This is a genomic window from Edaphobacter lichenicola (assembly GCF_014201315.1).
Lineage (GTDB): Bacteria > Acidobacteriota > Terriglobia > Terriglobales > Acidobacteriaceae > Edaphobacter > Edaphobacter lichenicola_B.
Map to the genome: position 1 here is coordinate 165,735 of NZ_JACHDY010000002.1, position 13,696 is coordinate 179,430.

General features: G+C 58.7%; 14 protein-coding genes. 6 read left to right on the top strand and 8 right to left on the bottom strand.

Annotated features, from left to right (window positions below; translation table 11 throughout):
- Positions 1-198 precede the first annotated feature (198 nt).
- Genes HDF09_RS07040 through HDF09_RS07050 form a run of 3 tightly spaced genes read right to left on the bottom strand, consistent with a single transcriptional unit; the run spans position 199 to position 2,182 of the window.
- Positions 199-1,032, bottom strand: a complete 834-nt coding sequence (locus HDF09_RS07040) for an Mrp/NBP35 family ATP-binding protein (protein WP_183763906.1) — start codon at positions 1,030-1,032, stop codon at positions 199-201.
- A 34-nt stretch (positions 1,033-1,066) separates the two neighbouring features.
- Complete coding sequence (locus HDF09_RS07045; protein ID WP_183763909.1) at positions 1,067-1,627, bottom strand: hypothetical protein; 561 nt, start codon at positions 1,625-1,627, stop codon at positions 1,067-1,069.
- A 33-nt stretch (positions 1,628-1,660) separates the two neighbouring features.
- Complete coding sequence (locus tag HDF09_RS07050) at positions 1,661-2,182, bottom strand: acyl-CoA thioesterase (RefSeq protein WP_183763912.1); 522 nt, start codon at positions 2,180-2,182, stop codon at positions 1,661-1,663.
- Between the two features lie 226 nt (positions 2,183-2,408).
- On the opposite strand from HDF09_RS07050, the gene HDF09_RS07055 reads away from it, so the two are divergent.
- From HDF09_RS07055 to HDF09_RS07080, 6 genes are all read left to right on the top strand, one after another.
- Complete coding sequence (locus tag HDF09_RS07055) at positions 2,409-2,720, top strand: tetratricopeptide repeat protein (RefSeq protein ID WP_183763915.1); 312 nt, start codon at positions 2,409-2,411, stop codon at positions 2,718-2,720.
- A gap of 129 nt (positions 2,721-2,849) precedes the next feature.
- Entirely contained in the window at positions 2,850-4,382 is a 1,533-nt protein-coding gene (locus HDF09_RS07060) for a sigma 54-interacting transcriptional regulator (protein WP_183763918.1), read from the top strand.
- 76 nt (positions 4,383-4,458) lie between these two features.
- Entirely contained in the window at positions 4,459-4,878 is a 420-nt protein-coding gene (locus tag HDF09_RS07065; RefSeq protein ID WP_183763921.1) for a hypothetical protein, read from the top strand.
- Positions 4,879-4,887: 9 nt separating this feature from the next.
- Positions 4,888-6,132 carry a vWA domain-containing protein gene (locus tag HDF09_RS07070; RefSeq protein ID WP_183763924.1) on the top strand — a complete coding sequence of 415 codons (1,245 nt, stop codon included), beginning with the start codon at positions 4,888-4,890 and terminating at the stop codon, positions 6,130-6,132.
- 200 nt (positions 6,133-6,332) lie between these two features.
- Positions 6,333-7,091 carry a COG4280 domain-containing protein gene (locus HDF09_RS07075; protein ID WP_183763927.1) on the top strand — a complete coding sequence of 253 codons (759 nt, stop codon included), beginning with the start codon at positions 6,333-6,335 and terminating at the stop codon, positions 7,089-7,091.
- 10 nt (positions 7,092-7,101) lie between these two features.
- Positions 7,102-7,320, top strand: coding sequence for a hypothetical protein (locus HDF09_RS07080; protein WP_183763930.1), 219 nt, complete (start codon positions 7,102-7,104; stop codon positions 7,318-7,320).
- Between the two features lie 3 nt (positions 7,321-7,323).
- On the opposite strand, the gene HDF09_RS07085 is transcribed toward HDF09_RS07080, so the two are convergent.
- The 5 genes from HDF09_RS07085 to HDF09_RS20665 all read right to left on the bottom strand — a co-directional run bounded on the left by HDF09_RS07085 (position 7,324) and on the right by HDF09_RS20665 (position 13,685).
- Positions 7,324-8,901, bottom strand: a complete 1,578-nt coding sequence (locus HDF09_RS07085; RefSeq protein ID WP_183763933.1) for an AsmA family protein — start codon at positions 8,899-8,901, stop codon at positions 7,324-7,326.
- A gap of 169 nt (positions 8,902-9,070) precedes the next feature.
- On the bottom strand, positions 9,071-10,480 hold the full coding sequence (locus tag HDF09_RS07090) for an amidohydrolase family protein (RefSeq protein ID WP_260180999.1): 1,410 nt from the start codon (positions 10,478-10,480) through the stop codon (positions 9,071-9,073).
- A 72-nt stretch (positions 10,481-10,552) separates the two neighbouring features.
- Complete coding sequence (locus HDF09_RS07095) at positions 10,553-11,119, bottom strand: NUDIX domain-containing protein (protein ID WP_183763937.1); 567 nt, start codon at positions 11,117-11,119, stop codon at positions 10,553-10,555.
- A 21-nt stretch (positions 11,120-11,140) separates the two neighbouring features.
- Positions 11,141-13,273: a CocE/NonD family hydrolase gene (locus HDF09_RS07100; protein ID WP_260181000.1), complete on the bottom strand. Its 2,133-nt coding sequence runs from the start codon at positions 13,271-13,273 to the stop codon at positions 11,141-11,143.
- On the bottom strand, positions 13,161-13,685 hold the full coding sequence (locus tag HDF09_RS20665; protein ID WP_260181001.1) for an arsenate reductase/protein-tyrosine-phosphatase family protein: 525 nt from the start codon (positions 13,683-13,685) through the stop codon (positions 13,161-13,163). The genes HDF09_RS07100 and HDF09_RS20665 overlap by 113 nt, the downstream gene beginning before the upstream one ends.
- Positions 13,686-13,696 lie beyond the last annotated feature (11 nt).

Here is a 13,696-nt window from a genome sequence, read left to right on the forward strand (position 1 = left end):
TGCCCTGCCGGAGGGGCCCGCTGCGGGGGCAGTCACTTCGTGACGCGTATACCGGTCTCGGCAAGATGATCTGCATCGGTCCTCCCGTCGGTCGGAATCATCTTCCCTCGCGACCAACGGGAGCGCCACGCGAAGCGGTACACAAGTCACGAAGTGACCGCCCCGCGCGCAGCGGGCCCGTCCGGCAGGACAAGCAATTTACGAAATCTCCAGCACATCCTCCGTCTTCGCAGCAATCGCCTTAGCTCTCTCCGCAACCTTAGCCGCAACCTCATAAAAGCTCTTAGCCAGCTTCGAATCAGGCCCCGCCAGCGCCACAGGAAGCCCCTTATCCCCACCCTCTCGAATCTGCGGATCAAGCTCCACAGCCCCAAGAAACTCCAGCCCAAACTGCGCCGCCGTCCGCTCCGTCCCACCCGCGCCAAACACGTCGATCACCTGACCATCCGCGAGCGTCATCTGCGACATATTCTCCACCAGGCCAATCACCTCCACCTTCACCTGATGAAACATCTCCAACGCCTTCCGCGCATCCTGCAGCGCCACGCCCGACCCCGTCGAAACCACCACCGCCCCCGTCAAAGGCACCGTCTGCACCAGCGAGATCACCACATCGCCCGTCCCAGGAGGCAGATCGACAATTAGATAATCCAGCTCCCCCCACTCCACCTGCTGCAGAAACTGCCGGATGATCTGGTGCAGCATCGGCCCGCGCATCACCATCGGCTTGTCGCCGGGCGAGATCAGCCCCACAGAAATAAACTTCACCCCATGCGCCAGAATCGGCTCAATCCGGTTCTCCCCCACAATATTCGGCTGCCGCGTCACGCCCAGCATCATCGGCACATTCGGCCCATAGATGTCGGCATCGATCAACCCAACCCGATATCCCAGCCTCACCAGCGAAACCGCCAGGTTCACCGCAACGGTCGTCTTCCCCACTCCGCCTTTGCCACTGCCAATCGCCACCACATGCGCTACTCCCGGCAAAGGCTGCGGCCCCTGCGGTGCTCCTGCTCCCATATGTCCCATAAAATCCCCTTTTTACTTTCACTTGCAATCGGAATCACTTTTTAGCTTCCTCACCCGTATCACGCGTAAACGAAAACGTTCCTGTTATTCCATATTTCTGACCATCACCGCTGCGCTCCCATACATAAGAAAAGGTCTTCGGTTGAAGTTCGAATGTAGCTCTATAGATGACTTTCTGCCCATTCCCAGAGGGCTTTTGTTGAGCCACAAATTTACCAAGCCCGTTTTCAGCAAATTGCTCTAGACCATCCGTCTGAAATTTTTCCCTTTCCTCGCCCTTCCAATGCAAAATCATTTCCGCCTTTTCAGGTCGCAGTTCGATATATCGGGTTTGACGTTCAAAACCATCGTCGCCTTTCCTTCCGTAGGTGTAGTCGACGCGTATTGATTTACCATCTTTCTCTTCAGTCACGAGGAGTTCTAATGGGACACGTTTTAGGGAGCCATTTTGAAGAGTCTCGTTGTATCCGATCCATCGACCAATAAAATTCTTGTATATATCCAAATTTTGCTGACTACTAGCACTTTGACTTTCAGAACGCGGGGAAAGATAAAGTAATGCGAGCAGTAGACACATTAGCTTGCGAGTTATCATGCGAATATTTTCCTTTCAAGATTTGCGGTCAGGTCAAACATGCCATCCCGCCCCTAACGCAGCCCTCATCTCCTTCTTCCTCTGCGTCTCTCCTGCCCGCATCTCGCGCCTGCGCCCCGCATCTTCAAACCTGCGCTTTTGATGATCTGTCTCCGGCACCACCTGTGGCACCACCAGCCGGTTCCCCTCTCGATCCACGGCGACAAACGTTAGATAAGCCGAAGAAACATGCCGCAATCTCTGCTCCCGCACATCCTCCACCATCACGCGCACCCCAATCTCCATCGACGTTCGAAACGCCCGGTTCACACTCGCCTTCAAGATCAGCAGCTCTCCAACCCGTACCGGAGCAACAAAGTCCAGATGATCCATGCTCGCCGTCACCGTAAACGCCCGCGCATGCCGGCTGGCGGCCATAGCGCCAACCAGATCGATGTACTGCATCAAACGCCCGCCAAACAGGCTCCCCAGCGCATTCGAGTCCGCCGGCAACACGATCTCACTTCGCTCCGACTGCGACTCCGCTACTGTCCGCTCTAAAACCAAATCGCTCATTCCTACAAGTCTAAATCCCCAGAACACTGACCGCGGATCAGCGCGGATAAGCACGGATCAAAAGCACCAGATTGGAACGAAGAATCCAACATCGCCAAACAATCGATCTACAGACCATCTACAGGCCCAAGCGCCTCGAAGAACTTTCAAAGCTCCCCACCTGATCCGTGCTCATCGCGCCAACCCGCGGTCGGCATTCCGCTTCTAGACCCACTAGAATCCAGCTATGGACAAGATTGCCGCTCTCACCGAAATCCTCACCACCGACCCTACCAACGCCTTCGCCCGCTACGGCCTCGCCATGGAGCACATCAGTCAGGGCCACACCGACACCGCCCTCGCCGAATTCACCACCCTCATCTACCACAGCCCCGACTACGTCCCCGCCTATCAGATGTCCGCACAGACCCTCGCCAAACTAGGCCGTACCAAAGAGGCCCTCGATCGCCTCCACCACGGCATCGCCACCGCCAACCGCACCAACAACCAGCATGCCCTCGCCGAGATGGAAGCCCTCCGCGACGACCTCACACTCTAAAACCGCAGACAAACACAAAGACAAACACAATCCGCCTCCGACACTGAAAATTATCGGCATTTGTTTCACCTCAGCCTACGCTGGCCTGCATCCGAACCCTTCGCCCCCGCCAAACATCTATACTTAGACATGGCGACCTCACTCCCGACCACCCTAGGCTCTCTCCGCGCCAGCGAATTCACCCCAGCCCGCCTCGCCCGCAGCGTCAAAGACGAGCTCCGCGAAAATCTCATCGCCAAACTCCGCGCCTCCGCGAAGACTAAGGCCCCCCTCTTCCCCGGCATCGTCGGCTTCGAGGACACCGTCGTCCCCCAGATCGTCAACGCCGTCCTCTCCAAGCACAACTTCATCCTTCTCGGCCTCCGCGGTCAGGCAAAGTCCCGCATTCTGCGCTCCCTCACCACCCTGCTTGACCCGCACTGCCCCTACATCGCCGGCTCCGAGATCCGCGACAACCCCTACGCCCCCATCTCCAAGTTCAGCCGCGACCTCATCGCGCGCCTCGGAGAAGACACGCCAATAGCGTGGCTTACACCTAATGACCGCTTCGTCGAAAAGCTCGCCACCCCCGACGTGACAGTAGCTGATCTGGTTGGAGATATCGACCCCATCAAGGCCGCACGCTCGAACCAGGACCTCGGCAGCGAACTCACCATGCACTACGGCCTTCTTCCCCGCGCCAACCGCGGCATCTTCGCCATCAACGAGATCCCCGACCTCGCCGGCAAAATTCAAGTCGCTCTCTTCAACATCATGCAGGAGGGCGACGTGCAGATCAAAGGCTATCCCGTTCGTCTCCCGCTCGACGTGGCCATCGTCTTCTCGGCCAACCCCGAGGACTACACCGCCCGCGGCAAGATCGTAACCCCGCTCAAAGACCGCATCGGCAGCGAGATCCGCACCCACTATCCAGAGAACGTAGAAGAAGGCATCACGATCACCGCGCAGGAAGCCTGGTCCACACGCCCGGCCTCGAAGATCGAAATCCCCCACTACATCCGCCAGATCGTCGAACAGATCGCCTTCACCGCACGCGAAGACAAGAAGGTCGACAAGCGCAGCGGAGTCTCGCAGCGCCTCCCCATCAGCACCATGGAACTTGTCGTCTCCAACGCCGAACGCCGCGCCCTCCTCCACGACGAAGCCGTAGCCGTCCCCCGCGTAGGCGACATCTACACCGCGCTTCCCGGCATCAGCGGCAAGATCGAACTGGAGTACGAAGGCGAGATGCGCGGAGCCGACACCGTCATCCGCGAGATCATCCGCACCAGCGTAGCGAACGTCTTCGACAAGTACTTCGCCGCCACCAACACCCAGCAGATCGAGCAGTGGTTCAACCTCGGCGGCACCGTCCAGCTCAACGACGAACAGCCCTCCAGCGGCTCCCTCGAAGAGCTAAAACAGATTCAAGGCCTCATCGAAAAACTCTCACCACTCGAGATCAACTCAAAGTCCAAACCCGAGATCACTGTAAGCGCCGCCGAGTTCCTCCTCGAAGGCATGTACGCCCACAAGCGTCTCAGCCGCACCGAAGAGCGCTCCTTCAGCGCCGCCGAAAAGAAGTCCCGCAACGACCAAGCCTCGCAGTACGCCGAAAAGATGCGCGAACGCGAGATCGAACGCGACGACTACGCGAAGCGCACCCGCCGCGGCTTCAACTAGACGTACTTCCCTACCGCTTGAGGAAAATCCCGAGACAGATCCGGACTTTCCTCAAGCAGCTTCGAACTCCAACTCTATGCTCCTCACCTCCACCCTCGCGCTGCTCGCCCTCGCCGTCACCCCAGAGAGGCCGCGCCCCCACATCTCCGATCCGCAACTCAACGACATCGCCACCATCCTCGCCCACGACGAAGGCTGGCCCCTGGGCGACCCCGACTACACGCTCGACCCCATGCATCCCGACACCGACGACGGCTTCGACTCAATCGGTATCTACAAAAAAGCCCACCTCGTCCGCATGTACTCCATCGACCGCACCACCGGCGACGTAGTCGACTTCCTCCGTGGCTGCCAGGTCTTCCGCTTCGACGACATCAAGTCGTTCCAATCCAAAATCAGACAGCAATCTCAAGCTCCCCCACTCACCGACAAGCAGCTCGCAGCCAAGGCCGGCTGTCCCCAACTCACCGTCGTCAACACCCGCTGGGTCCACTAGGTCCACACTATGAAGCGCGTTCGATACACAAAGTTCACCGGCGACCTCGCCTCCTCCTTCGGCCTCGAAGACCTCATGCAGGCCCTCTCCGACTTCCTGCTCGACTCCGGCTTCAACGACCCCATGTCCCGCTTCCAGGAGTTCGACGGCGACCAGACCATGGAGAATCTCCGCGAAGCCATCCGCCAGGCCCTCGACTCCGGCGACATCTTCGACGACGAAGCCCAGGAAAAGTACGAAGCACTCTCCGAAGACCAGGTCGAAGAACTCATCGACCAGATCATCCAGAAGATGCAGGAGCAGAACTTCATCAACGCCGAGATGCCCGAGCAAGGAAAGGGCGAACAAGGCGACGGCAACGGCGAAGCCCGCTTCGAGGTCACCGACAAGGGCATGGACTTCCTCGGCTACAAAGCCCTCCGCGAGCTCCTCGGCCCCCTCGGCAAATCCAACCTCGGCCGCCACGACACCCGCCACGAAGCCGCCGGCGTCGAGACCAACGGCAGCACCAAGCTCTACGAGTTCGGCGACACCCTAAATCTGGATATCACCGCCACGCTCTCCAGCGTATTCGCTCGCGAGGGTCTGGCCACTGCTATCGAGGGAGAAGAGCACGCCCCACTCAACATCTACCACTCCGACGTCCACGTCCACCAGTCCGACTACCAATCCTCCTGCGCCACAGTCGTCCTGCTCGACTGCTCCCACTCCATGATCCTCTACGGCGAAGATCGTTTCACACCCGCCAAGCGCGTCGCCATGGCCCTCTCGCACCTCATCCGCACGCAGTTCCCCGGCGACACCCTCAATCTCGTCCTCTTCCACGACACCGCCGAAGAGATCCCCGTCTCGCAACTCTCCCGCGTCAAGGTCGGCCCGCACTACACCAACACCCGCGAAGGCCTCCGCATGGCGCAGCGCATCCTCGCCCGCCAGAACAAAGACATGAAGCAGATCGTCATGATCACCGACGGCAAGCCCTCGGCCCTCACCCTCCCCGACGGCCGCATCTACAAAAACGCCTTCGGCCTCGACCCCCTCGTCATCTCCGAGACCCTCGAAGAAGTAGCCCGCTGCAAGCGTTCCAACATCATGATCAACACCTTCATGCTCGCCAGCGACTTCTCTCTCGTGCAGTTCGTCCAGCAGGTCAGCGCGATGTGCCGCGGCAAAGCCTACTTCACCACCCCGGAAAATCTAGGCAACTATCTGCTTATGGACTTCATGTCCCGCCGCATGAAAACCATCCACTAAAATCGAGCGGACCATTCAGCAGCTCGCTAAGCGCCAATGAAGACCATCCACTAGATCCCAAACAAAAATCCTTCCGACCAACGGGAGGCCCCGACCTTCACTAGCCACGACAAGGTATACAAGTCACGAAGTGACCGCCCTCCGCGCAGGAGGCCCGTCCGGCAGGACAACACTCATCTATCATCACCAAAAGGAGAACGATGGGCATAGGCTGGGCACATATCGGCACCTCAATCACAGCCTCCTTCCTGGCCTCCCTTGTCGAGTGCGTAGAAGCCCTCACCGTAGTCCTCGCCGTGGGCAGCGTCCGCGGCTGGCGCTCGGCCCTCATCGGCAGCGCTTCAGCCATCGCCGTTCTCCTCCTCATCATCGCAGCGCTTGGGACTGCCCTCACCCACATCCCTCTGCACATCCTTCAACTCACCGTAGGCACTCTCCTCCTCCTCTTCGGTCTGCGCTGGCTGCGCAAAGCCATCCTCAGAGCCGCCGGCCTCATCCCCCTTCACGACGAAGCTGCAGCCTTCTCGAAGAACACCGCGGCCATGCGTCAGCACGGCAACCTCCCCGCCGCCTGGGACAAGATCGCCTTCGCCGCCGCCTTCAACATCACCATGCTCGAAGGCACCGAGGTCGTCTTCATCGTCATCGCCATCGGTGCAGGCCGCGCCGGCACGCTCCTCCCCGCCAGCCTCGGTGCCGTAGCAGCGCTCCTCGTAGTCACCGCCCTCGGCTTCATCCTTCACCGCCCGCTCGCGCGAGTCCCCGAGAACACCCTCAAGTTCATCGTCGGTGTCCTGCTCTCCGCCTTCGGAACTTTCTGGGTCGGCGAGGGCCTGCACCTCCAATGGCCAGCAGCCGACTGGTCCATCCTCGCCCTCATCGCAGCCTACCTGCTCCTCGCCCTGGCGACGGTGCCCCTCTGCCGCAACCGCTCGCAAACTGTAGCATCGATCCCATAAGGAGACCGCCATGAACCCGATCAAAACCATCCTGCGCGAGATCTTCGGCCTCTTCGTCGACGACGGCACCTTCGCCCTCGCCATCCTCCTCTGGCTCTTTGTCGTGCGGACCCTCTCGCCTCATCTCGGCAACGCCTCCGCATGGTCAGGCCCCATCCTCTTCTTCGGACTAGCCCTCATCCTGATCGAAAGCGCCGCCCGCTACTCCAGGCGGCGGACTCTCAAGTAACTCCTAGTGATGCAGGTCCAGCCCAAACTTCGGCGCTGACTTCGTCCCACTCACCTTCACAGGAATCACCGCACCAGCCCCATCTTTTTTGAAGAATGGATCAACCGGCTTCAGCAGAATCGACTTCCACCTCGAAGCCACCATCTGCGACACCTTCGCCTTAGTCCGCACCTTCCCCTCAAACTCGAAGCGCTCTCCATCCAGCGTGTACTCTCCCGCCAGCATCACATCCGCTCCTGGCAAACTGTAGTTCAGTTTGCTGAAACGAAGCCTTCCAGCATCCATCACAAACTCTCCCACCATCTCCGAGTGCACGTCCTCCGCACCAGGTTTTGCGGCCTTAGGATCTCCCTGCGCCCGCAGGCTCAACATATCCACCTTGTCCTCCACCTCGGGATTGGTGAAATGAATCTGCTCAAGCGTAAAGCCGCCCTTCAATCCAATCTTCTTCGACACGCTCTCCGGCCCCGGACGAATATGCAGTTTGGTCTTCATCCGTAGCCGCCCCGTCATCACCACCGGCGTCGTCTTCACCGCAACCTGCAGAAAGTCCTGAATCCGCCCCGCCGGCACGTTCACATCCAAATCAATAATGTGCCCCTTGCCCTTCACATTCACCACTGCGCCGCTGCACGTAAACTCCGACCCTCCCAATTGTGCCTCTACTGGTTGCAGATACGTGTCCCCGCTGGTCCCATCCACAATCGCATGAAACTTCGTATGCAGCGGAACCGGATGATTCGCCGTATCCAGCGAAAAGTCCGGCGTCTCGGTCGTCCCATCCACCACAATCCGGTTTAGCTGCCCACTAAACTCACCGACCGAAGACAGCATCCCGCCAATCCCTTTGATCGTATTCAGATCCGCATGATCAAACGTGTATCTTCCCGTCACAGTCGAATCTCCCGGGCTCTCGTTATTCCACGGACCAAACGTTCCCGCCGCATGAATATCTCCCTTCGGAATCGCATTCACCAGCGTCGCATCGTACCTCCACGGCGCATCCGGCCCAACATTCCGCATCACAATGCGGCTCAACTCGAAGTCCTTCGGCTCCTTGCCCGGCTTGATCGTCCCGAGGATCAGCTTCGAATCATCGAACACAATCTCATCCACCAGGATCTTAATCTTACCCAGATGCCGCTGTCCCTTTGGCGTCTGCTGACGCATCTCACGCGGCGGAATGTGAATAGCCATGCCCGCAACATGCACCGTTCCAACATGCATAGGCTTCACAAACAAACCCGACAGACTCGCATGAAACGAAAAATGGCCAAGCGTGATCAGAGGATCCGTCGCCCCGGCCGCAACCACCTCGTCCTGCGGATAGAGGCGCAGCCCATCTCCAGCTACCTCAAGCCCCTTCCGCACCGAGACCGAAAAGCCCTCCATCTCCACCCTGCTGTTGAAGCGAGTGCTCAGCGTCTCGATCACGCGCCCCTTCAAAATCGGCATCGCCCGATGAACTACAATCTCGCCGATCACTGCGAGAACGATGACCGCAATCAGCAAAGAGATCAAAATCCAACCCCACATCCCTCGATGCTTCCGAACCGTCAAATCACTTATCGATTCGTTCATGTTTTCAATCACAACTTTCGTGATCTTTTTTGATGCCGAAAAGCTGAAGGGCGGTTTGGGGGCAAAAGAATCAAAGCCAACACAACCCGACCAATCAAGTCCCGTGATAGCGCTGCAAACAACGTCGTCTACGGAGAAAACGCATCCGCACAATAACGGCGAAGCTGAGTTACTTCACACGCGAAGGCAGATCGGCGATGTTATGCCCATCGTGATACACCGCAAAGATCCTCTGCGTGTTCCCGATATCAACCAGCGGATCAGCGTCGAGCACCAGCAGATCTGCACGCTTGCCAACCTCGATGGTTCCGCGATCCGCCGCATGCAGAAGCTTCGCATTCTCCCCCGTAGCCGCAGTTATCGCCTGCATGGGAGTAAGCCCCGCCCTCACCATCAAGGCAAGCTCATGATGCTCTGCAAACCCTGGAATGCGCCCTGGCAGCGCGCCCGAGTCGGTTCCAAACCCAACGTTCACACCAGCATCAAACAGCTTCTTCAAATTCTGCTGCCCCACTTCGAAGTCTCTTTTGTGCTGCGTCGTCTGCGGATCCTGCATGATCTTCTCCGCGTATCCAGCCGCGTCAAACTTCGCCATCAGCTTCGAACCCGCGGCCTGCTGAAAGAAAGCCGTCTTCATAAAGTCAGGATCCTCCGCATAGATGTAAGCCGACTCATCCACCGTAAACGTCGGAACATACCAGACATGGTGCTGCTTCATCGACCGCACAAACGCATCATCCACCACCTGGTCCCGAACCGAATGCGCCAGCACATCCACGCCATCCGCCACAAGTTGCTTCGCATCCTCCAGCGCATACTCATGCGCGGCCACACGCACATGCCGTTTATGCGCCTCGTCAATCACGGCCTTGTAGATCTCCGGCGTCATCTCCGGTGCCCTGCCATGCAGCTTGTCCACCCAGATCTTGATGATGTCCACACGCTCCGCCGCCATTTCATCGACAGCTCGCCTCGCCTCCTTCTCCGTTGCCGGACGATAGATCTGATCCGCCGCAGCAGGCAGCGGAGGCGCGCCATCCGGCACTCCAATCCCCCTCCCCGCAGTAAAGATCGAAGCACCGCCCAACCGTCCCGCCTGTTGTTCATCCCGCAACACAAACACCAGATCGCGATTCAAGCCCAGCGACAGGATCGTAGTCACACCATATCGCTCATACTGCTTCAGCTGCGCCGTCACATTCTCCCGCGTGTACCCGGTCGCAGAAGACTCCGCATCCTCCACCAGCAAACCCAGGTGCGAGTGCGCGCTGATCAACCCCGGCATCACGGTCTTTCCCGTCAGATCCCGAACCTGCGCTCCCGCCGGCGCAGCCATCTCCACTCCACCAACCTGCTCAATCTTTCCATTCCGCAACAACAACGAAACATGCTCCCGCGGCGGCGCACCCGTCCCGTCAATCACCCGTGCATTCCGCAGCACAACCACCTCCTGCGCAGGGGACTGCCTCCCGGGCACGTTCGCCGCGGCTCCCTGTTGCGCAAGCGCAACAGAACTGCAAAGCGCAACAGGACTGCCAAGAGAGAAAATAATCAGAGCCATCTTCAATCGCAGAGCCATAGTAGCTTCTTAGATGCAAACATCACATCAAGAGTCCGCAATCATCAAAGCAACATTCTGCCCGTAACCCCATCACCGCCGCAGATCCAGCTCCCGTCGCTCTCGCCAGAGCCTATACAGACCCCAGGTTGCCACCGAGCAGTTATCCACGATCGTGCCATGGAGAATCATCGCCTCCAACTCCAACACGCTCACCCGCTTCACCACCAGATCGCTCTCCTCCGCATCTGGGTCTGGCTTCCCCATCGTCAACCCCTCAGCCAGAAACACATGCTGCATCTGATTCATCACTCCATACGCGATCTGCAGCGTCGACAGGAGCGTCATACGCTCCGCCGTCAACCCGGTCTCCTCCAGCAACTCTCCCCGCGCCAACTCCTCCGGCACCACCTCGGCCAACTCCCACCCGCCCTGCGGAAACTCCCAGTGCCGCGCCCCCACCGTGTACCGGAACTGCTCAATCAGATAAACAAACTCGCCCTCCGCTCCCACCTCCAGCGGAATCACAATGCAAGCGGGATCCTTGTCGACGACCCCATAGATCCCACGCTTGCCATTCGCCCGTTCGATCACATCTTCGCGCACCCTGGTCCACGGATTCCGATAGACCTCCCGGCTGCTAATCGTCTTTATCGCCACGACACCCCCGTCCACCACGACTCAATCCCCGTCAGGAACCGAAAACTCCAGATGCGACGGATACTCCTCCGATCCGTAAATCGTCACCGTCTGCCCCCGATACGCGCTCGCCGGAGCCGTCATGATATTCGGCACAAACGTCTGCGGGTTCCGATCGTACAGAGGAAACCAGCTCGACTGCACCTCCACCATCATCTTGTGCCCCTTCAGAAAAGTATGATCCGCACCATGCAGACTCCACTTGTACTCAGTCACCTTCCCCGGCGTCAAAGCCTCGGGCGTCTCAAAGCTCTTCTGATACCGCCCGCGAAAGATCTCATCCACAATCATCAGCTGATATCCCGCCATCGGAGCCGGCGCATCCTCCGGATAAACATCGATCAGCTTCACCACAAAATCGCCATCCGTTCCTGTCGTCGAAGCAAACAGATCCGCAATGACATCTCCCGTCACAGTGACATCCTTCTCCAACACCGGCGATGAAAAATTCGCCAAATCCTTCCGCCCGCTCACAAATCTCTGATCCTCCACCAGCCACGTCCGCCACTTCGACCCATCTCCATACGTCGACTGAATCGGTCGATTCCGATACGGCACAGGATTCGCCGGATCTGCGCTGTAGCTAACCGCAGCCTTCCCATCTCCCGCAGCCGCAGGCGCGTTCCTCGACAACGCGCCATCAGCATTCAAAAATAGCTCCGCCTCCTTGAACCCCTGCTTCGGAGGCCACGCCTCATACCGCTCCCACTTATTGACACCAGTCCTGAAGCTGGCCACGCCGGTCAGGTCGAACCCAGCGCGCCCCTTCAGATACTTCTCAAAGAAAGGAGCCTCCATCGTCTTCCTGTACTGATCCCCAGTCGCCGCGCCCAAATCGAGCACCCCAAGATGCCGCGTCGTCGGCCCCCACCCACCATGGTTCCACGGCCCCAACACCATGAACACCTCACCGGTCGTATCATGCGGCTTCAACGCGGCGTACTCCGCCTGCGTCCCCCACATATCCTCCTGGTCCCACCAACCTCCCACCTCAAGCGTCGGCACCTCCACCTTCGTCAGATGCTTCTCCACCGCCATGTCCTGCCAGAACTTCGTATAAGCAGGCTGCGTCAGAAATATCTTTGCCGTCGGCAGGTTCTCCATCTTCGCCGCATCCGCAGCCCCCGCGAAGTTCCCATTGCGCAAAAAGAAATCGTAGGTGTCTTCCTTGCTCTCAACCCGTGCATCCGTCTTTTGTGCCTCTAACTGTTGCACATAGTCGAAGCCATACGTCTCGCGAAACGCCCCGTTATGAAAAAAATCGTCTCCCATCCAAACATTCGTCATCGGAGCCTGCGGAGAGATCGCCTTCACTGCCGGGTGCGCCTCGATCCCCGCCGACATCGCCAGAAATCCCGGATACGACACTCCCAGTACTCCCACCTTGCCGTTATTATTCGGCACACCCTTCAGCAGCCAGTCGATCGTGTCGCGCGTATCGGTCGTCTCATCCACATCGCTCTTCGTCGTATGCGCAACGATCGCGCGGTTCATTACAAACTTCCCCTCCGACTCGTACCGTCCGCGAATATCGCCAAACACAAAGATGTATCCGCTCGCCGCCAGCTCCGGCTTGCTGCCATTCACTGCAGCCGACGACGCCCACGAAGTCCCATACGGCGTCCTCTGCATCAAAAACGGTAACGCCTCCCCGTTCGTCTCCGACCCCGCCGGCCGCAGAATCACCACATGCAGGTTCACTCCATCCCGCATCGGAATCATCGCCTCACTGCGCGTGTACTCCCGGAAATGATTCAACCGCATCCCCGCCTGGCTGAAGCGCTCTTCCTTCGTCTCAACGCCTCGCTCCCCACGTTCGCCAAACGTGCTGGTCAAACCAGACACCTTACCCGTCGCACTCCGCGCAAACACAACCCGCAGCCCACGCGCATAGAAATGATCGGCCGACTCAGCCTGCAGCTCCAATCGCGCCCGCCGTTCGCCTTCGATGTAGAGTTTGTCGCCCTCGCGATACACCGAGCTCACCACATCGGGTTCCACCTCATTCCGATACTGCCCCACATACGCGTCCAGCGCGCCCACCGGCAGCGTAATCGCAGAATGCTTCTCCGCGGTCTGCGCCTCCTGCGCCCCCACCACAGCCACCGAAGCCATCAACCATCCGCAAAGAACCAAAGCACAGCAGCCGCGAATCTTCATCAAGCTCAACCCTCAAAGTGAAATCACGTTCGAGCACCCTGTCACCCGCGTAAGTATCGAAGTACCCTCTTCCGAAGTATCTCGACGAGTTCAGGCTGCATATACGAGTAAATATCTGGATATTCAAACAAACAATCTTCTTGTCCTTCAAGACGGAAGCAAAATGAGCGTGCAGGTGTCGCCGTTGTCTTTGTTCCATCACAAACACTCTATCGGCCCACTGCAGCAAATCCGCGCTCACAGGACACTCTGCTTCGACGCTGGTGCCGGCAGAGCTGACCTCGATCCCATCCATCCCGGCAAAGATCTCCTCCGCCGTTGGACTTCGGCGGCGATTCTTTCCGCACACGAACAGGATCGTGGTCAATCTCACTCTTA